Consider the following 20,976-nt stretch of genomic DNA (forward strand, 5'->3'; position numbering starts at 1 on the left):
AAGGGAGCGCTCGGAAAATCAGGATACGTCCGAGAGCCGCGTGCCACTGACGGCGTAGGCATCTCGGGCTCCGTTCGCTCTGGTAGCCATTCCGCCAGAGAGCGTAGGGAACGCGCTGACAGTGATTTGGGGATCTACTGATGGCTCAGGGAAGCAGCCCACTGGTGCTGGTGGACGAATTGCCGTCCGACGAGGAAGACGACTCACCCATAGACCTGGGTCTCGCTGGGCTGGTGCTGCTTGCTCAGTATCACGGCGTGGCGGCCGATGCCAGTCAACTCAAGCATGAGTACGGACAAGGGAACGAGCCGTTTGATGCAACCGGCCTCCTGCTGGCCGCAAAGCGACTAGGACTTAAGGCGAAGATATCCGCCGTACCCATCCATCGTCTGGACAAAGTGTCGTTGCCGGCGATGGCGTTCCAGCCCGACGGCCAGCACTTCATCGTTGCCAAAGCCAATGATCAACAAATCCTGATTCAGGATCTGAAGCTGCAGCGACCCCAAGTGTTGTCCCGAGAGCAGTTTTCCGAACGCTTCAGTGGGCAATTGTTGCTAGTGGCGTCGCGCGCCTCCGTGCTGGGCGAGTTGGCCAAGTTCGACTTCCGCTGGTTTGTGCCTGCGGTGGTCAAATATCGGCGGATACTGCTGGAAGTCTTCGTCGTTTCTCTGTTCATCCAGTTGTTCGCCTTGGTCACGCCCCTGTTCTTCCAGGTGGTCATGGACAAGGTGCTTGTCCATCAGAGCCTGACGACCTTGGAAGTCATCGCGATCGGCTTGGTGGCGATCGCTGTTTTCGACGTGACTCTTAACGGGCTGCGGACCTATGTCTTCTCGCATACCACCAGCAAGATAGACGTAGAGCTGGGAGCTCGCCTTTTCCGCCACATCCTAAGCTTGCCGCTGGCCTACTTCGAATCGCGCCGGGTAGGTGAGACGGTAGCTCGCGTCCGTGAGCTTGAGAACATCCGCAACTTCCTGACCGGGCAAGCGCTGACCTCGGTGTTGGATCTGCTATTCACCGGTGTGTTCCTGGCGGTGATGTTCTACTACAGCTTCTGGCTGACCCTGATCGTCGTACTCTCCCTTCCCGTGTACGCACTGTGGTCGGCTGCCATCACGCCGGTGCTGAGAAAGCGCCTGGACGAGAAGTTCGCACGAGGTGCCGAAAACCAGTCCTTCCTGGTCGAGACCATCAATGGAATAGGCACGGTCAAGGCCACGGCCGTGGATCCGCGCATAACCCGCACATGGGATGCGCAGTTGGCGGGCTACGTGGGTGCCGGCTTCAAGGTGGCGCGCCTGGCAAACGTGGGCCAGCAGGGCATCCAGTTGGTGCAGAAGCTGGTAGGCGTCGCCATCCTGTTCTTTGGCGCCCGCTTGGTCATCCAAGGGGATCTGTCGGTTGGCCAGCTGATCGCCTTCAACATGCTCTCCGGCCAGGTGGCGGCGCCCATCCTGCGGTTGGCCCAGCTCTGGCAGGACTTCCAGCAGGTAGGCATTTCTGTCCAGCGCTTGGGCGACATCCTCAATACTCGGACCGAAGTGCCCGGCAGCCGCATGACGCTGCCGGCGATACAGGGTCGCGTGACGTTTGAGGGCGTTGGCTTCCGTTACCGCCCGGATACGGCAGAGGTCCTGGCAGGCATCGACCTGGATATCGCGCCGGGGGAGGTCATTGGCATCGTGGGGCGCTCAGGCTCGGGCAAGAGCACGCTGACCAAACTGGTGCAGCGCCTCTATGTACCCGAGCGCGGGCGCGTCCTGATCGACGGCCATGATCTGGCGCTGGCCGATCCGGCGTGGTTGCGCCGGCAGTTGGGAGTGGTGCTGCAGGAGAACTTCCTGTTCAACCGGAGCATCCGCGAGAACATCGCCTTGGGTGATCCTGGCATGGCGCTGGAGAGGGTAATCCACGCCGCACAGCTGGCCGGCGCGCACGATTTCATCACCCAGCTGCCGGAAGGCTATGACACGAAGGTGGGCGACAACGGGGCAGGGCTTTCGGGCGGACAGCGTCAGCGCATCGCCATTGCTCGAGCGCTGGTGACCAATCCTCGTATCCTGATCTTCGACGAAGCCACCAGTGCGCTGGACTACGAGTCCGAGCATGCCGTCATGCAGAACATGCGGGCGATCTGCCAGGGGCGCACGGTACTCATCATCGCCCACCGTCTCTCTACCGTGCGGATGGCCAACCGGATCGTCGTTGTAGACAAGGGTAAGATTGTGGAGTCGGGCCGCCACGAGGAATTGGTCGACCGTCCGGGCGGCCAGTACGCGCACCTCTACAAGCTCCAGCAAGGTGTCGCATGAAGCACATCCTGAGTGCGACCAAAGAGTTCCTGGCTCGTTATGGCCAGGCGTTCTCAGCGGCCTGGAAGGTGCGCGCACAACTGGACCCACCGAAGCGGTCGGACGACGAACTAGCCTTCCTGCCCGCTCAGCTGGAGCTGGTCGAGAGCCCGGCATCGCCAGCAGCACGCTGGACGATGCGGATCATCATGACCTTGTTCTGTGTGGCTCTGCTTTGGTCGATCTTCGGAAAGCTGGACATCGTCGCGGTCGCTTCGGGCAAGACCGTCGTCAACTCTCGTACCAAGGTCATTCAGACCGCCGAAACCGCCGTGGTGCGCCGCATCCTGGTCCGGGATGGACAGGCGGTACGGAAGGGCGATGTGCTGGTCGAGCTGGATGCCACTGCGACCGGAGCGGATTTCGAGCAGGCGGGCGACGCGCTGGTCAATGCTCGCTTGGCTGCGCTCCGCTTTGAGGCAATGACAAAGGCGCTCGAGTCGGGTCTTCTTCCCGGTGCTCCTGAGGAGCCCGGCCTGCCAAATGATCGTGTGCGTGCTGAGTGGTTGCTGGCGGCAAGCGAGCTGGCGGAGTACCAGGCGCGGCGACAGAGCCTTCAAGCAACCATCGCCCAGCGTCAGGCACAAGAGAACACCGTGCGCTCCCAGATCTCGCCGATGGAGCAAAGTCTGGCGATCTCCAGAGAGCGCGTGGCCGACTTGGAGAAGCTGCTGGATGGGCAGTACGTCAGTCGGCACGAGTTTCTGGCGCGAAAACAGGAGATGGTCGAGATGGAGCGCTCGCTGACGGCACAACGAGCAACCTTGTTGGAGACAGGTTCGGCACTCGCCGGAGCGCGTGAGGAACTACAGGTGCTGGAGGCTGACACGCGTCAGCAAATGTTCGAAGGCCTTCGCCAGGCACGCGAGCAAGTGGGGCAGTACCGGCCTCAGGTCGCCAAGACGCAGCAGCGAGACAGGCTGATGCAGCTGCGCGCTCCCGTAGACGGCAACGTACAGCAGTTGACGGTACATACCATCGGGGGTGTCGTGACGCCCGCGCAAGCCCTCATGGCCGTAGTGCCCAGCGAGGAGTCGCTGGAAGTGGAGGCCACCGTTCTGAACAAGGACATCGGCTTCATTCGGCCGGGTCAGCGGGCGACAGTCAAAGTAGAAAGCTTTCCTTATACCCGCTATGGATACTTAGACGGGGTGGTCGAAACCATTTCCCATGATGCAGCGCAGGATGAAAAGCTGGGATTGGTTTTTCCAGCCCGGGTTCGACTGACAGATACCACACTAGTGGTGGATGGTGTGAAAGTGGCGCTTACGCCGGGCATGAGCTTGAGTGTCGAGTTTAAGACGGGAAGAAGGCGATTGATCGACTACCTGTTGAGCCCTCTGAAGCAACATGGTGAGGAATCACTCAGGGAAAGGTGACTTCTAGGGTCTTATGAATGCCGCACGAGAAGTTGGGCTTCTTACTTAAGATTGCGAATCAAACTCGGAGGACCTGTGGCTACACTGAATCTGAATGGAGAGCAGCTTCGGCCGCGTTTGTCACACAAGTCGCCACGCGACGCGATTCTTCGAGTACTCATAGTTCTACTGACAGTTATTCTCGCTGGTTGCAATGACGTAACGCTGCATTGGCAGGAGCACGCTGATGTGAACGACGAGCTACGTGTGCTGGTCGAGCGAACCGCCGACGGAGAGAAGTACTCGGAACTCGGTGGGCCTAAGGCCTGGAAGCAATCGGAAATGACGGTGGAGGTGTTCGACATTTCAGGCAGGGTTGCCCCGCTCCCACCGAAATGGGTGGGCACAGCCGTCCCGATGATCCTCGACTACGAACAAGAAGCCGGTACGTGGTCTTTGATCGCGACTTTCTCATCTTGCGAGAGTTGGTACGAGGCCGGCCGCCCCAGGCCGCCGTACCTCGAGTATCAATCCAAGAATGGCGGCCATTGGACACCGGTGGCACTCGAAGAAAGATTTCTAGAGAAGAAAGCGAACCTTCTGACGGGGCCGCGCGCCGATGGCGAGCCTCGATTGGTGACGGACTCGGACAAGGAGCTCAAGCGCCGTAGTGCGGCTCCCATTTTTCAAAGCGTGCTGCGTACGTGGGGAAAAGAGCAAGAGAACTACTGTGACACCTACTAAAACGGACTTAGGAGATTAGGTGATGGCTACGAATTTGGAACTGGCTCAGCTGGCTACGCATGTGTACGCGCGGCCCAACTCGAACAAGACCCCTCTTACGGGTGGGTGGTCACAGTTCGCTCGACAAGACGATGACGAGTGGGGCTTCTCGGCAAGCTCCTACGTTCGAGGTGGCGAGATCGTCATCTCCTTTGCCGGAACAAACCAATCGCCAATAGACTGGACAACGAATGTTCCGGCAGGCGTTGGCATTACAGCGCCTCAGGTCCTCACAGCGATTAGCTACGTGCTAAATGTTATGTCGCAGAATCCAGGCGCGACGTTCACGTTTACGGGTCACTCCCTTGGCGGTGGTCTGGCCTCGGTAATGGCAGTGATGTTCGACGTCGCTGCCACTGTCTTCGACCCAGCTCCGTTTGAACTCACTGCAAGAAGCGAAGAATTCCTCGCCCTTATAGATGGCTGGCCACACCCGAGTGGTTACAGGAATGCAGCGCTCGATGCCTACACGTCCAGCGGCGGGGCGCTATTCCCCCAGCGGGAATCCCAGGTCGTCGGGTACAGCGTGGCTGGAGAAGTGCTGGAACTTCTACGGGCAGCTCTTCCCACCGTCCAAGGCTCCCATCACACATACGTCGTAGGCAAGCCTCCACTGACTGAAGCCAATCCCATCAGCACAATGGTTGGGTTGCATTCCATGGACCTGTTGAGCGCTGTGATGAGATCCAGCCAGTTCAATACTGGCGTCGTGGAGCAAACAAGATCCTTCCAGGTGTTCTCTGATGAGGGGCTTTACGGGTCGGACAGTCGACTCGACCGGCCTGACTTCATGGCCAGGATTCACAATCGACACCTTGCTAACGCAGCAGGTGGTGAAGGTGCACTGGATGTTCTTGGTCAAGATCTCCAAGACATAGGAGACGTAGGGGCAGCATTCGAGGAGACGTTGAATCGGGGCATCCTGGCCGCGCTGGCTGAGTACCATTACTTTCAGACTGGCGGCAGCTATGAAGGATTCATTGAAAGAGTGCACGCGGGCACTCAGTTTGATCTTGCGAATATCTCCTCGACTTCTGATCGAAAAGGACAAGACCGCCTCCGTAACAGCGTTACGGAATGGCTCGCAGAGGAGGGAGAAGTATCAACTGACGTATTTAGGTTCAGTAGCTTTGTTGTGCAATCGGGTCAGGGAGGCCTCCAGTTCGAAGCCCAGCAGGACACGGATGATCTGATTCTCGGCGGCACTGGAAATGACACGGCCTCGGCGGGCGGTGGCGACGATTTCATCTTTGGCTGGGACGGATCAGATACTCTCCGCGGAGGAGCTGGTAGTGACGAGATCCATGGCGGTGACGGAAACGACATCCTGTACTCTGGATCGAGTACCGAAGATTCGGACACAAGCGAGAACCGACTGTACGGCGGCGATAATGATGACACTCTCTACGGTTCCGGAGGAAGAGACTATCTGGATGGCGGTGAGGGTGTTGACCTTCTGCAGGGCGGCGATGGAGTAGACACGTACAAGGTTGACGACTACGACACCATCTACGACTCAGATGGCAAGGGGTCTGTCTTTTACGGCAACAAGCAACTGACGGGCGGAACCCGCCCTGAGGACGGGCCTGATAACGTCTACTATGGGAACGGAGATATCTATGTTCTCAATGGTACGACGTTGATCATCAACGGCATGCTGACCATCCAGAACTTCGACAAGGAGAACAACAGCCTCCAAATCGTACTGAAAGACCCTGAGGACGAGGAGGAGACAGACGACGAGCGTCCCAGTACCGATGAGGCTTCAACAAGAACGTCACCAATCGTGATTGATCTTGATGGCGACGGCGTCGAGACTCTCGAGCTTGGCGCGGTTAACTTTGACCACGATGGTGATGGTCTGCGGGAGCAGTCAGGCTGGGTGTCCCCCGATGACGGAGTTCTCGCACACGACAGGAATGGCGACGGACGCATCAACAACGGTGGGGAGTTGTTTGGCAGTCACAGTGTCCTCGAAAGTGGGGAGCTCGCCAGTAACGGATTTCAGGCGCTGGCTGAGTACGATGACAACGGCGATGGGATCATCAACTCGCAGGATGGCTCCTATGGGCAGCTGAGGGTGTGGAGAGATCTGAACAGGAACGGCGTCAGTGATGTCGGCGAGCTTCAGAGCCTGTCGGAAGCGGGTGTGGTATCCATCGCTACGAGCTACAACGTATCGACACAGGTTGATGCGCATGGTCATGAACACCGGCAGATCGGCGCTGTGGTGTTGAGCGACGGGACAGCGTCAACCGCCTCAGATGTTTGGTTCCGAGTGGACGCGGGGGAACGAACCAACAGCGGTGAGATTGAGCTTTCTGCCGATCTGCTGATGCTACCCAACGCAAGAGGCTTCGGCAGGGTTCAAGACCTTCGGCAAGCCATGGCGTTGGACCCACAGCTAAAGGAGCTCCTCCTCCAGTACCTATCTGAGACGGATCCCAACGCGAAGAATCAACTACTGGATAGCTTGATCTATCGCTGGGCTGGTGCAGCGGACGTGGATCCATACAGCCGGGATCCAAGCCGTGTGTATGGCCACGTCATGGATGCGCGCCAGCTGGTCACGCTCGAGAATCTTGTTGGGCATGGCTATATGGGGATATGGTGCTGGGGCGAGTACGATCCAAATCCTCATGGCCAGGCGGCGCCACTGCTCATAAGTGAGTACTTGGAGTTCAAGCGCTTCACGGCGGCACAACTTCTAGCACAAACCGAGTTTTCAGAAGAGCTGGATATCATTCAATCCGCCTTCGGATCCGATGCCAATGGGGTCTCTGTTGACTGGGATGCACTGCAGGGAAAGCTGACCGCCCTCTTGGCGTCGGGTCAGGAAACCCGAATCCGCGCTCTGGTGACCGTTCTGACAGATCTTGGTGTTTACTCATCGGGCTATCGTGCCCAGCGCGACGCCGCATTCCAGGCCATCGCCGCTACCAATCCTCAGCTGGCACCATTCTTCGATCTGAACAGTCAGATCGGTACCCTCAACAACGATACGCTTTTTGGCAACGGTATCTTCTATGGCCTAGCAGGTGATGATCGGCTCTACGGCGGCCACAACGGGGACAGCTATCACTTCTCGAGGGGTCACGGGAACGACACCGTCCTAGATAGCGGAGGGCTGGATCAGATCGTGCTTAGCGAAGGAATCTCTGCTACGGATCTGATCTTTACCAGAAACGTCACCACGGTCTGGATGCATGTAAGAAACTCAGATGGAAGTGACGCTGGGTCCGTCAGGATAGATAACTTCTTTGACTTCGATGGCACCGTAGATTTCGGCGCAGTTGAGCTGATCCGCTTCGCCGACGGCAGCAGCATGACCCAACAGCAGATCCTTGCGATTCTCACAGCCTCATCTGTATCCACAGGCGATGACCTCGTATTCGGTACATCTGCAAGCGACACAATCGACTCGCTTTCCGGGCACGACAGTATCCACGGCCTAGCCGGGAATGATCACATTTCTGGCGGGGAAGGCAACGACAATCTGATGGGTGATAACGGAAACGATGTCCTTGTGGGAGGTGTCGGGGACGACTCCCTGGTTGGTGGCCGCGGCAGTGACACCTATGTCTTCGAGGTAGGTCACGGAAACGACACTATCAGCAATGCCGCAGAGGTCGCCGGCGTCAAGGTTGACCGGATTGCGCTCGGTGCAGGTATCGGTCCGGCGTCGGTAACTGTCAGGCGAGCAGAGGGTGACCTCATCATCCAGACCTCGGCGAGCGATAGCATTCGAGTGGTCGGATACTTCAGTGGTCACGGGAACAATGGTGTAGCCATTGACCAGATCGTGTTCGATGACGGGACGATTTGGGGGATTGAGGAGATCAAGGGTCGGGTACTTGAAGCGAGCTCTGGTTCTGACACCGTGTATGGATATGACACGAACGATAGTCTCGTGGGTCTTGCTGGAGACGATCGTTTGTTCGGGAATGGAGGTGACGACATTCTGGACGGTGGCGACGGGCACGACTCCCTTGAGGGTGGATCAGGTAATGATCAGATTCTCGGCGGTCAGGGCATCGACGTTATGCAGGGTGGCGATGGAAACGACCAAGTCGACGGAGGGGAAGGAAACGACACACTCTCCGGCGGTAGTGGTGACGACATTCTTCTTGGCGGCCTCGGTAGTGACCATCTCGAAGGTGGAGCTGGGCGAGATTCACTCAATGGAGGCGATGGAAATGATCAGCTCAATGGCAACGTAGGAGACGATGTACTGGAGGGTGGGCTTGGCGATGACATCCTCTACGGCGAAGCCGGCAGCGATCTCCTTTCAGGTGGGCTTGGCAATGATCGACTCGAAGGCGGAGAGGGCGACGACAACTACTACTTCGCAGCCGGGGGTGGCCACGACGTCATCAATGATAGCAATGGTCTAACGACCATTTTCCTCGCCGGACTACCTCTGAACGAGCTTATCTTCCGGCGCGAGGGGACTTCCCTGGCTGTTTACTTCCTCAACTCCGTTGATGATCGTATCCACCTTGAGAACTTCTTCGACCCAGCCACTCAGCTGGCTAGGTTCGGACTTCGCTTCGATATGGGAGGTGGCCAGACCTGGAGCTTAAGCCCGACGGAGTTGGATGCCGCATCGATGGCCGGCACCGCGCTTGACGATGTCCTTCATGGAAACTCTCTGGAGAATTCAATCAGTGGCCTCGCTGGAAACGACACAATCTTCGGAAGCGGGGGGATCGACAATCTGCAGGGAGGCGCTGGCAACGACACTCTGTACGGGCAGGATGGGTCAGATGTGCTGCTCGGCGGGGACGGAGATGACGTTCTCAATGGCGGTTCGGGCGCTGACCAGCTCTCCGGTGGTGTCGGAGACGACACCTACGTCATTGACGACGCTGGGGATACTGTCACGGAGCTCGAGAACGACGGAAATGACGTCGTGAGTAGCAACATCAGCTACACCCTCAATCAATACATCGAGAGGTTGGTCCTCACTGGAAGCGGCCACATAAATGCTACGGGCAATGACACGGACAACGAAGTTGCCGGTAACGGGGGGAACAATCGATTGACTGGCCTAGCGGGGAATGATGTGCTGGCAGGTGCTGCTGGGGACGACATTCTGGACGGTGGGCTCGGTGACGACCAGCTTGAGGGCGGCGACGGGTACGACACGCTGTACGGTGGGGCCGGGTTGGATACGCTAGATGGAGGCGAGGGGATCGACCAAGCGGTTGGCGGCCTGGGTGATGATCTGTATCGGGTTAATGATGCTAGTGACATCATCGTTGAGCACGATGGAGAGGGTGCAGATACGGTCGAATCGACGGCCTATAGCTACACGCTATCGATGAACGTTGAGCACCTGACCTTGGCCGAGGGCACTGGTTCCTACGAGGGTTCTGGCAACTCGTTGGCCAATGTACTGACGGGCAATAGCAACGATAACCGCCTCGACGGTGGAGCCGGTGCCGATAGCTTGATTGGCGGCCTGGGCAACGATACCTACGTCATTGATTCGGTGAGCGATGTGATCGTCGAGAACGCCGACGAAGGGATCGACACAGTCGAGTCGAGCATCAGCTACACGCTCAGCTCGACGCTGGATAATCTGACCCTGCTGGGAAGCGCCGACCTCAATGCCACGGGCAATGACGGCGACAACGTCATCCAAGGTAACGAGGGTAGCAACCTCATTGAAGGCGGAGATGGTGCGGATACCCTCTCTGGTGGCGCAGGCGACGACTACTACGTCGCTGTATCGGCGGATGATAGTGTCCACGAGTACGCTGGTGAGGGTATTGATACCGTAGAGCGCGTGTTCGAGACCAACTTGGTTCTGGAAAGCAATGTTGAGAACCTGGTCCTTGGTGCCGGCATCACAACCGGCAACGGCAACGGGCTGGATAACACTATTACCGGCAATGCCGAGGACAACACCCTGGGTGGCTGGGATGGTGATGACCTCCTGCATGGACTGGACGGTAATGACGCGCTCTTTGGTGGCGATGGGACCGACACGCTCCTGGGCGGCATTGGGAACGACTATCTGGATGGCGGTGCGGGCGTGGATCTCCTCGAGGGCGGTTCGGGCAACGATGTCTACATCATCGATGACAGTGCCGATGTGGTGGTCGAGGCCGCAGGCGCGGGCATCGATCAGGTACAGACGACCGCTTCGTATGCACTGTCAGCCAACATCGAGAACCTGTTCCTGATGGAAGGCGGTGCCATCGATGGCACAGGCAACGCACTGGACAACTACATTGCGGGCAATAGCGATGCCAATGTGATCGACGGCGGTGCTGGTAGCGACACGCTCGTGGCTGGTGGCAGCGACGATACGCTGATCGGTGGAACCGGCGATGACAAGTATGTCTTTGATGAAAGCTCGGGAAGCGACGTCGTCGATAACAGCGATGGCGGCTTCGATGGCGTATTCTTTACCGGTGGAGTGACCAGGGAACGCCTGTCCTTCTCACGCGATGGTGACGACCTGCTGATCTTCATCGATGCGGCCACCGCCCCATCAGTGCGCGTGCTGAACCACTTCCTGGGGGGCGATGCCGCCATCGACTACGTACAGCCCGATGGCGGCTTCTACCTGACCACCACGGAGATCAACCAGATCGTGGCAGGAGGTGGCACCGGTGGCGAGTACGACCAGGTGATCGAGGGTACGGCTTCGGGCGAGCAGCTGGTGGGTGGCACCGGCAAGGACCTCATCAAGGGCTTGGCGGGCAACGATCAGCTATTCGGCATGGGCGGAAACGACACTCTGCAGGGCGGCGACGGCGACGACTACCTAGCTGGGGGTAATGGCAGTGGCAGCGGCTCTGGCAATGATCGCCTCGAGGGCGGGGCAGGGGCGGACACCCTGGCGGGCCAAGATGGGGCCAACGCCCTGATTGGTGGTGCCGGCAACGATAGTTATGTCTACGGCGGAGGCCAAGACACCATCGACAATACTGGTGGTGGATACGATGGCGTCTTCTTTAACAACGGCATTCTGGCCGACGATCTGGCTTTCACCCGCGACGGGGATGACCTGCTGATCACCGTCGATGGCAATGCCAGTGCCACGGTTCGGGTTACCAATCACTTCCTGGGCGGCGACTATGCCATCGACTTCGTCCAGCCGGCTTCGGGCAGCTCGCTCAACACCGCCGCAATCAATGCCTTGGCTGAAGATCACGGTGGCAACCCGGGCGGGGGCGGCAATGAAGGCAACGACAATGACTACTCCAATGTGGTCACCGGCACAGGGTCAGGCGAGCAGTTGCTTGGGACCTCAGGTCGCGATCTGATTCGTGGGCTGGGCGGCAATGACACCCTCTTTGGCTTCGGCGGTGACGACAAGTTCGAAGGCGGTGATGGGGATGATTACATCTCCGGAGGTAATGGTTCGTTCAATGGCTCGGGTAATGACATCCTGATCGGCGGCAATGGCAATGACACGCTGGTTGGTGAGGATGGCGCTGACATGCTGATTGGCGGAGCCGGCGATGATGATTACTACTACTCCGCTGGCTCGGGGAGCGACACGATCGACAACGTAGGCGGCGGCACTGATTGGGTGTTCTTCAACGGTATCGCGCGCGAACGACTTTCCTTCCACCAAGACGGTGATGATTTGCTGATCCGGGTCGATGCCAGCGCAGCGTCACAGGTTCGGGTGCTGGGGCACTTCCTTGGCGGTGGCCAAGCCATCAGTTACGTGCAGCCGGGTAGCGGGTATGCCATCCCAGCATCCCAAATCCCAGGACTGCTCACGTCGCTGCCGCAGGGCTTTGCTGCAGTTTCCTCAGGCAATTCATCTGCCCTCATCGCACAAGAGTCAAATACCTCCAGTGCCGACCTTACATCGGGCCATGGCCGTGCGACGCAAAGCTTGCCTGCCCGTACGGACAGCCAGGTTGGTATCCAACGGGTTGCCGTGATTCAGGAAATACCGCTTGGCGCAGCTGAGACAGGTCGCAAGCCGGCAATCACCGGCGGTTCCGGGCAGCCGACGCTGGTTGATCCGCCGGCAACGACGGGAGGCGGTCTGGTGCCGCTGCTGGAGCGTTGGGAGCACGGGGAAATGCCGTGGGATGGGCACTTCTCGAATGACGCTGGCTGGGGCGAGCAATGGCCGCATGACGTTCCTGCCGTACATGGCGACCCGAGCCCCGATATCCGACAACTCGAAGGGCTCATTTCGGCCATGGCCGGCTTTGGTTCCGGCGGAGGAGCAGACATGTTGTCCATGTCACGGTCCGAGCATCGCGACACGACTATGTTCGCCGTTCAGATGATCTAAGTCCTTTATCCCACGCGATCTCGTGTGAAGAGGGCCGCGCGCTGCGCGGCCCTCTTTTTCTGTCTGCGTTAGCGTTATTTTTAGGGAAGCACGACGCGGCCGTTGAAACTGGGGACATCAGAGTGCCGCCAATGGTGAGGGTTGACGCGGGCGGCGCCCGATCGGATAGGGCGAAGACCTTCTGAGGCGCCAGGTTCCGGCTCGATCATTGGGCTCATTCCTTTCAGAATTGCAGAGCAAGTCCTCACCAGATCACTGATCAATCCTGCTGTTCGATCTCGGGACCAGATGATCCCACTGCTGCTGGCGGCAGTTCGTCAGCCAAGGCGCGATCCAACTTGGCGCGAATGAGAACCGGCGGTTCCGCCTCCCTCCAGCCACCCGGCGGGGCCGAGAACGGCTCGGTCAGACAACGGGCATGTTCGGCCGCAAACCAGGTCAAGGACTGTTGCTCGAACACGATGCGAGCAAGCAGACGCTCAGACAGCCAGAAGATGCCTTCACTGGGAGGCTTGCCCACTCGCGTCAGTTCCAAAGCGTGTTCCCCATCCAGAAGTGGCTTCGCTGTCACCCCATGGGTCGCGAAGCAAGCACAAAGCGTCCAGGTTGATCTGGACCAGCAGCAACAAACTTCCAGATAAGAAGGTCAATGCGTTGGCGGGCGACAGCGACAGCAGGAATGGATAGAACAGGCACCAGTGCTCGTCGGTACCGTCAACAAGCCATGAGAGCGTGCTTAATGGCGGTTCGTTAACAAGTGCCTGCAGCTCGTGTCGGGTGATGTCAGCATGCAGGAGGGTGTAGGTCAGCCCAGGTTCTGGGCTGACAGGCGCACGGGCGTCCTTGCCGAAGGCAGTGATGCATGCATCAAGTTGCGCGCTGTACGTCACTTCCTGCGTCGCTAGTGCTCGCCGGGTAACGTTAGGCATCCCGGCATACTCGACTGCTCCATCGTTGGCTAGGAAGTCCATCAGTTTCTTCTGCTGGATGGCCTGACGTTTACCCCGACTATTGAAACGAGCGCTGCTCTTGCACTCCATCACGAACGGCTCCTGCCCTGCCAACAAGCACAGATCGCCGAATCGCAAGACATTCGTCAAGTCGCATAGGACGGCGGGCACGCCGTGCTCCAGTGCCTTCTTAAGCAAAGCCCATTCATTGGCGAATCCAGTCTTCCCGGACAGACTACCCGCTGACGGCTTCAGGTGATTGGTTTCGGCATCCAGGCAAAGATGTTTGAGTGAGTACTTGTTCTGATAGATATGAGCGATGGCATCTCCAAAGTTGCGCCACATCCGCAGTCGCCTCTGCGCTTGGCCTATCGCGCCTTCGACCTGATTCAGGTCGCCACGCAGCGCATTGGCGTGCTCTTTGGCCGGGCGCCCCGTCTTCAACGCCCTGACCAAATCAGCTCGACACGCTTTCAGCCGACTCAGACGAGCCTCATTACGCCGAATGCGGGCGACCAGGTGAACCTGCATCGGCAGCAAAAGATCCAACCGGCCGGGATCATGCTGCAGGGTATGCGTCCACAAAACCAGTTTGATCAGCGAGGTTTGCTCCACCACGCCTATAACCCACCTGTCACGAGCAAGTACCTGAGAAGAATCCATGGCTCACCTGGGGCTTCCGCAGCGGTGGAATCGCCCACCGCGGCAGGGCGCGATGGTGCGTAGGTAGCACGCGTCACACTGCCGCGGCTGCAACGGATCTAGCGTAAAAGGGTGCCCGATTGCTCACTGATCTAGGAACGCACTGATATCTACTGACATTCAGAGAATGCCTAGACACCCGAGAATCCCAAGCTTGTACGACTCCAAGACGGCTTGTGTTATCAAGGGAACCTTCGGACCCCAGACGTGCATCCGGAGTACGGCGATCATTTAGTCAGTGCCTCGTGCCACTGCTTCATCACAGCGATCGCACCGTCTAGGTCCAGTTCGGCCGCCGCATAGCCACGAACCAGTAGCTCAGGCTGCAGAAATTGGTCGAACTTGTTCCGCTCCAAACCTTCCTTGCGCGCCGCCAAGATCGTCGCATCTGCGGGTATCCGCTGCAGGGCCAACTCGATCAGCTGAGGCACAGCTTCTTCGGCAAGCCCAATCAACTCTACGAACGGCCCAGCGTTGACGGCCTCCACCTCCAGCCACTGCAACCACAATGCGATGGCCAGGCCAACCCGGTGTCCAGCCCAATGGGCAAGATAGACGGCATCCCCAGAGGCTGTCAGAGGACTCTGGCCAAATCCGAACAAGTTGTAGGCTTCGCGAGCGTCCATCAATCCCTGCTGAGCCAGCGGGTCCAGATAGACCGGTATGGAGGACTCCTCAAGGAGCTGTCGCATGCGCTGATGCACGATGCGGTGTACGCCCAGCGGACCGCCACCAAAGCTGGGAGGTTTACCCCCCTTGGAGGGCGCCAGCAGGACAACGCGAGCCTCGGTATCAACCTCCAGGATGCGCCAGCGCCGACCGGCAAACAGCATCAAACGCCCCGGCACGAGCGGCTCAATGACCGGCACCGTGCCCAATCGCTTGCCATTGCACAGCAGCTGGTACTCCTCGGGGGTGAAGAAAGTGGCGTAGAAGCTGAAGTGCTCCATGATCCGCTCACCGACCGCGCCCGGCAGCAGGCTGCCATCATTGACCTGCTCAATGAGCTGCGCGCTCCCCAACGATCTCAACACCTCGGCGAACATGGCTTGATCGATGTTGGAGAATGCGCCGCGCTGACACAGTTCCCGGTACAGCTCGGCCGCCGTACAGCCGCCGCCGCTTTGCGCGATGTATGACAGGATCTGTTGGACCAGGGTCGATAGATGGAGGTCCTCCTGCATAGGAGGCTCGAAGCGCCCAGCCAGCATCAGCTCGATCGCCGCGATAGCTTGCAGCAGGCTCAAGCGCAGCCAGTCCACGGAATGACTGCGTGAGGTCAGGGCTGGCAGGACGACATACTGGCGCAGGATCTGCGGCTGACCCGGGCGGCGTCCGGAGCGTCCAATGCGCTGTTTCAGAGCCGCCACCGAAGGTGCCGGGCCGATCTGGGCCACCGATACGACATCGCCCAGGTCCACGCCCATCTCCAGCGTGGACGTGCACACGGCCGTGGTGGGCAGCTTACCTTCCCGCAACCGTTCCTCCACACTCAAACGCAGTTCGCGTGATAACGCGCCGTGATGCGGGAAGAACTCATTGGGTAGCGCACGACCTTCAGCGCGCTCACGCAGCTGGTCGGCCACGATCTCCACCTGCGCACGCGCATTGGCGAACACCAAATGGCTCTCGCCCCGCAGGCGTTCGAAAAGGTGGTCCGCAATCTCGTCCAGCGCGGTCGTGTAGCGATCGGCTGGTGCTTGCTCGTTATCCTCCAGTTCCTCAAAGGTCTCAGGCGAGGCCGGCAGCTGCACCGGCTCATCCATCGGCTGGCGTGCGATCTGGGCCAGCAGCTTCTCTACCGCATCCCCAGCGGCCTCCATGGTGGGCATTGGGCCTCCGTCATACTCTCGTCGCTGCTGGATGGCGCGCACCTGCAAGCGCAGCTCACCGCCGTCGGAGGCCGTAGTCAGCACCTGGCATGGAAATCCTCCCCGCGAACGCAAGAAGTTGCCGGCGCGTGCCGGCTCTCCCAAGGTGGCCGACAAGGCAATACGGGGCAGGGGATGGGGCACTAGGCGTTCCACGCGCTGGAGCAGCGAGCGCAGTTGGGCCCCGCGTTCGCTGCCGAAGAACGCGTGCAACTCGTCGACAACCAGATAGCGAAGCTCGCCCAGCAAGCCGCCGAATTGCGCGCCACGACGCATCAGCAGAGCCTCCAAGCTTTCCGGCGTGGTGATCAGGATATTGGCCGGTCGCTTCCAGAAGCTCGCGCGTCCAGCTGACACATCGCCGTGCCAAGGCTGCACACGCAGATCCACCGCCTCGGCCATCGAGGTGAGGCGACGGGTCTGATCGTTGATCAGGGCGCGCAGCGGCGACACGCACAGACAGCGCAGTCCTGGGCCTTCGAACTGCGCCAGATCACTCATGATCGGCAGAAAAGCGGCTTCGGTCTTGCCCCCGGCGGTTGGCGCCGAGATCACCACATCACTCTGTCTCCCCAGCACGAGCGGAATGGCCTGCGCCTGGATCTGGCGCAGGGCCGGCCATCCTTGTTGCCATACCCAGCGTTGGATCCCTGGATGCAGCTGCTCGAACGGGTCGATGGCCATCTCAGAGCCGGAACGATGAGAGCTCATCGTCCGGATCGGCCGCTCCCGCCTGCACTGCAGCCGGAGCAGGAGCCGTACCGTCCTCTTCGATGTCGCGATCGGTATTGAGCTCCTGACTGACATCCAGCTCTTCGATTAGATGGTTCCAATCCAGGTCCGCATGCTGCTCCAGGACACTGAGCAAATCGAGAAAGGCCCTGACGGTATTGCGCGGCGTCTGGAAGTACGCCGCGCCGATACGCTGATTGCAGTGGCTCAGGAAGGCGGGCAGGGCCTCATCGGGCAGCGCGTACTGGGCTGCATCGCCGCTGGCATGCAGGTGTCGCAGCTTGGTGAGCAGGACGTACAGATCTTCCGGGGTGAGGTTGGCCAGCCGGATTACCGGACCGCCGAAATCCTGCAGCCCTTGCTGGGCGGCAAACGCATTCTCGGATAGACGTGATTGAAGTGCCTGGTAACTGTACAAGCCGCGACGGGCATCCATCAGCGTTTCTGGTGTGCCACCAAACACAAAGCCCACGCCTTCGCTGCTGCCCTGCAAGGTATCGTTGAGGATGCGCAGGATCTGCTCGTAGTTGGTATTGCGTGCCGTGGCGTGCGGCAGCTTGTACAGGTTCACCAGTTCGTCCAGACATACCAATAGGCCGCCATATCCAGCCAAGCGGATGAACCGCGCCAGTAGCTTGATCCCATCATAGACCTGGTCATCTTCGATGATGGTGCGTACCCCCAGCGCTTGGCGCGCATCGGTCTTGGTGGTGAACTCACCGCGCAGCCAGCGCACCGCATCGGCCTTGAGTTGCTCGTTGCCCTGGTCGTGGCCACGCCAGTAACACTCGATGACTTGAGCGAAGTCGTAGCCACCCACCAACTCGGTCAGCGACTGAAGCCGCTGCTGAATGATCGACTCCACCGCTTCGCCCGTGCTCTTGGCCTGTTGCAAGGCTGTGGTGATGAACCGCTCCACGACGCTCGCCATCGCGCCGCCTTCGGGCTTGGTCCGCGTGGCGATGTTGCGGGTCAGCTCGCTGTACAACGAGCGCGCCTGGCCACCGCTGCCATACAAGCGACGATCCGGATTGAGGTCGGCGGCCATCGTGACCAGACCCTTCTCCAGCGCCACCGCGCGCACCAGGCTCAGGAAGAAGGTCTTGCCCGCGCCAAAGTCGCCGATCACAAAGCGAATCGCGCTACCGGCCTGATTGATGCGATCAATATCCTTGATCAGGGCCTCGACTTCACGGGCGCGACCCACCTGGATGTACTGCAGACCACGACGCGGCACCACGCCGGCCCGCAGGGCTTGGAGCACGGCATCGCGATCACGAGGCGGAATTCGAACAGCGCTTGTCATGGGCGTAGCTTCTTATGGTCGGACAGGGTTTGCGCGAGCTGATCGCGCACGTAATCGTTCACGAACAGCGGGTCTTCTCCTTCCAGCAGCGGTTCGCCGGCGAGGGAGAACGCCGCTTCATTGAGCATTTCGAGCGCACCGTCGGGCAGCAAGCCCAATGCATCGCAGGCGGCTTCGAAGTCGGCACGAGACCATTGGTCGCCGGCCACCCCCAGTACGCGCTCCAGCAAGGCCATATGCTCAGCATCCAGCCCAGGTATTGAGTCACTTGGAGCTTCTGCTACTGGTGTCGCGGACACACTCGCTGGAGTGACTGAGGGAGTAGGGGAGCTTATCTCGGCCGTGGCGGCTGTCTCGGCGTCATCGAAGATCTGCGCTAGCACCGATTGCACTCGGCGGGTTTCGGCAAGCTTCTGGGCAATCACATCGGCGTTGAGTCCACCGCCTGCGGCAGTCTTGGGACGTCCGCCGACACTGGCGTGGTGGAGGTCGGCCGGTACTCGGGCCGGATCCAGTTCCAGAGCGCGGTAGAACCGCTCGATCACCCGTATTTCGGCCGGGCTGACGTGGCCATCAGCCGCGGCGATCTCCAGCAACACGCCTGCGAAAGCCTTGCGCTCGCTGGCTGGCAGAAGACGCACACGGTTCTCCAGACGCGCCAAGGTGACCGGATTGAGCTGCAGCCACCTTAGGTGTGCCTCGATGCGTCGCCGCTCACTCTCGGGCAACGCAAACTGCCGCTCGATCGCGGCGACAGCTACATCCAGCTCGGACTGGTTGATCTCACTGCCTTGGCCGGCCACGGCAAGCGCGGCCTGCAGCATCAACAAGGCGGCCGCATACGCAGCGCTGGGCGTGCGCGCTGCCTGGTTAGGCAATCGGAACACGATCACGTGGCCATCAGGTGTGGGCGAAGGGCCATGGAAGCGGACATCAGGCTCGATCGCAAACCCCAAGGCTTCCAACGCTTGAATCAGCGAGGTCGCCTCGCGCTTGCCCAGCCGTTCGGGTGAGCCCATCCCGCATCCCTGGGTCAGGCGCGAGGTCGCCATCACGGCCACGGCTTGCTGGGCCAACGCCGCGTCCAGGTCCGACACCAAGGCGCGGAACGTCGGCGGGACCTGGTTGCCGCGCAAGGGTTCGGGCATCGCCGCGAGCTCGGCCATGGGCGTGCCGTTCTTGCTGCGTCGCACTCGTCGCAACGCTTCCAACTCGCCCATCGCCTGTTGGACCAGCGTGATCACGGGTCGCACGGGCGCTTGGCTGCGGGTGATATCTGGCAGCTCGGTCTGGATTGTCTCAATGCCTTCGCCAGGACCTGCCCAACGGTAGTTCAATGCCAATCTGGAGCGCCCTGGCTTGATGACCAAGCCCTCGCCGAAACGCTGCGAATAAAGCTGGGCGAAGCGTGTTTTCATCTCTGGCCGCACAACATCCCACGTAGTGGAGCGCGCCTCATCCGTCAGCGCCTGGGCCCATGCGAAAGCAAGTCCCGATGGCAGTGGCTGATGACGCACCACTGCCTGCGCTGCGCGCACATGCTGCTCGAGCGTCCAGTCATCGCCCTCATCGATGTTTGCGTTAACCAATCCCAGCTTGAAGCGACCCACCGCCAGCAGTTCTTGGCTGTAGCGGCGGAACGAGCCGTGGTGGCCATAGTGCTGCTGAAGTCGCTGCACTTCCTCCAGGATCTGCTGGCCCTCGGCTTGGGCATTAGCTCCACCCGCTAGACCACGCAGCAATCGGTGCTCCAGACCATAGAAGTACAAAAACACGTAGCCAATACCGACCGTGGCGGCACGACGCTCGGAGTTCAGAAAAGCGAGCAGCGTGCCGCGTTCACGATCACTCAGTCCGGCATACCGCGGCCAGTATCCCAGTCCTTCCCCGCGCCAATCGGCCAGGCCAGAGAAGGGCAGAGTGGGATCGATGGTGGGCAGCCGACTGTCTTGGTAGCCGCGGGGCGTACCGAGATAGAAGCCGCCACCGGAGATCGATTGACCTCGGATGGTCACCGACTCACCGAAGGGTATCCAGCGTGGCGGTGCGGGTTGCCGAAGGGGGCTCGCCAGATCCGCAACGGCGCGTAGCGGGGAGGTGGTGCGGACGGCGACCGGCTCCAGCGCGGGCGCCGGCCGGCTAGGCGGCACGGCGGCACCGGGGACAGGCGCTTCCTTCACCGGGGGTGGCGCCGCCTCCACAGCGGATGGGGGCGGGGGAGGGGCCGGAACGTGAGGCTGAGGGGATACGGGCAAGTGGGTACTCGACCGTGAGGCTGCGCGCTTTGGCGGGGACTGGTCAAGGATTTCCGCTAGGGTTTTTCCCCCTTCTTCTGGTGGAGGGGGCAACTCAAAGGCCTGTTGGGCTATTCGCCAGTGGCGGTAGAGGCGCCAGCCGACCCAGCCAAGTAGGGCAACTACGGCGAACCAGAACAGCGCGATCCAGACTTCTTTTGGGATCAGCAGAATGACCACTAGGGCACCAAGCAGTAACGCCCCAATCCCGCCCCCATGCCCCTTGCGTCGCGCCACTGTCAGCCCCCGCCATCCGTTTGCAGAACATTGCCCCTCTTCACACTCTACACCCCGTCGTGTATCGGGCTGGATCGCCCCCTCCAAGCCGAGCGGGCATTAAGGCTTGACTGG

9 protein-coding genes are annotated in these 20,976 nt (G+C 60.0%); 4 read left to right on the top strand and 5 right to left on the bottom strand.

Going from position 1 to position 20,976, the window contains the following annotated elements:
• Window positions 1-140: 140 nt before the first annotated feature.
• The 4 genes from VGN58_RS08330 to VGN58_RS08345 all read left to right on the top strand — a co-directional run bounded on the left by VGN58_RS08330 (window position 141) and on the right by VGN58_RS08345 (window position 12,770).
• The gene (locus VGN58_RS08330) at window positions 141-2,315 is read left to right on the top strand and encodes a type I secretion system permease/ATPase (RefSeq protein WP_327482794.1); all 2,175 of its coding nucleotides are present in this window, start codon (window positions 141-143) and stop codon (window positions 2,313-2,315) included.
• Window positions 2,312-3,733, top strand: coding sequence for an HlyD family type I secretion periplasmic adaptor subunit (locus VGN58_RS08335; protein ID WP_327482795.1), 1,422 nt, complete (start codon window positions 2,312-2,314; stop codon window positions 3,731-3,733). The genes VGN58_RS08330 and VGN58_RS08335 overlap by 4 nt, the downstream gene beginning before the upstream one ends.
• A gap of 228 nt (window positions 3,734-3,961) precedes the next feature.
• Window positions 3,962-4,456 carry a hypothetical protein gene (locus VGN58_RS08340; RefSeq protein WP_327482796.1) on the top strand — a complete coding sequence of 165 codons (495 nt, stop codon included), beginning with the start codon at window positions 3,962-3,964 and terminating at the stop codon, window positions 4,454-4,456.
• A 22-nt stretch (window positions 4,457-4,478) separates the two neighbouring features.
• The gene (locus VGN58_RS08345) at window positions 4,479-12,770 is read left to right on the top strand and encodes a calcium-binding protein (RefSeq protein ID WP_327482797.1); all 8,292 of its coding nucleotides are present in this window, start codon (window positions 4,479-4,481) and stop codon (window positions 12,768-12,770) included.
• 259 nt (window positions 12,771-13,029) lie between these two features.
• On the opposite strand, the gene VGN58_RS08350 is transcribed toward VGN58_RS08345, so the two are convergent.
• From VGN58_RS08350 to VGN58_RS08370, 5 genes are all read right to left on the bottom strand, one after another.
• Entirely contained in the window at window positions 13,030-13,290 is a 261-nt protein-coding gene (locus tag VGN58_RS08350; RefSeq protein ID WP_327482798.1) for a hypothetical protein, read from the bottom strand.
• Entirely contained in the window at window positions 13,271-14,383 is a 1,113-nt protein-coding gene (locus VGN58_RS08355; RefSeq protein WP_327482799.1) for a hypothetical protein, read from the bottom strand. Before VGN58_RS08355 ends, VGN58_RS08350 begins: the two co-directional genes overlap by 20 nt.
• Window positions 14,384-14,649: 266 nt before the next feature.
• On the bottom strand, window positions 14,650-16,977 hold the full coding sequence (locus VGN58_RS08360) for a DEAD/DEAH box helicase (protein ID WP_327482800.1): 2,328 nt from the start codon (window positions 16,975-16,977) through the stop codon (window positions 14,650-14,652).
• Between the two features lies 1 nt (window position 16,978).
• Complete coding sequence (locus VGN58_RS08365) at window positions 16,979-18,331, bottom strand: ATP-binding protein (RefSeq protein WP_327482801.1); 1,353 nt, start codon at window positions 18,329-18,331, stop codon at window positions 16,979-16,981.
• Window positions 18,328-20,862, bottom strand: a complete 2,535-nt coding sequence (locus VGN58_RS08370) for a TerB N-terminal domain-containing protein (RefSeq protein ID WP_327482802.1) — start codon at window positions 20,860-20,862, stop codon at window positions 18,328-18,330. Before VGN58_RS08370 ends, VGN58_RS08365 begins: the two co-directional genes overlap by 4 nt.
• Between the last annotated feature and the right edge of the window lie 114 nt (window positions 20,863-20,976).

The sequence above is a fragment of the Pseudoxanthomonas sp. genome (assembly GCF_035999195.1).
GTDB lineage: Bacteria > Pseudomonadota > Gammaproteobacteria > Xanthomonadales > Xanthomonadaceae > Pseudoxanthomonas_A.

Bases quoted from the DNA above. Each gene is read 5' to 3' on its own strand.
- VGN58_RS08330 (WP_327482794.1), top strand. From the start codon at position 141: ATGGCTCAGGGAAGCAGCCCACTGGTGCTGGTGGACGAATTGCCGTCC.
- VGN58_RS08335 (WP_327482795.1), top strand. From the start codon at position 2,312: ATGAAGCACATCCTGAGTGCGACCAAAGAGTTCCTGGCTCGTTATGGC.
- VGN58_RS08345 (WP_327482797.1), top strand. From the start codon at position 4,479: ATGGCTACGAATTTGGAACTGGCTCAGCTGGCTACGCATGTGTACGCG.
- VGN58_RS08355 (WP_327482799.1), bottom strand. From the start codon at position 14,383: ATGGATTCTTCTCAGGTACTTGCTCGTGACAGGTGGGTTATAGGCGTG.
- VGN58_RS08360 (WP_327482800.1), bottom strand. From the start codon at position 16,977: ATGGCCATCGACCCGTTCGAGCAGCTGCATCCAGGGATCCAACGCTGG.
- VGN58_RS08365 (WP_327482801.1), bottom strand. From the start codon at position 18,331: ATGACAAGCGCTGTTCGAATTCCGCCTCGTGATCGCGATGCCGTGCTC.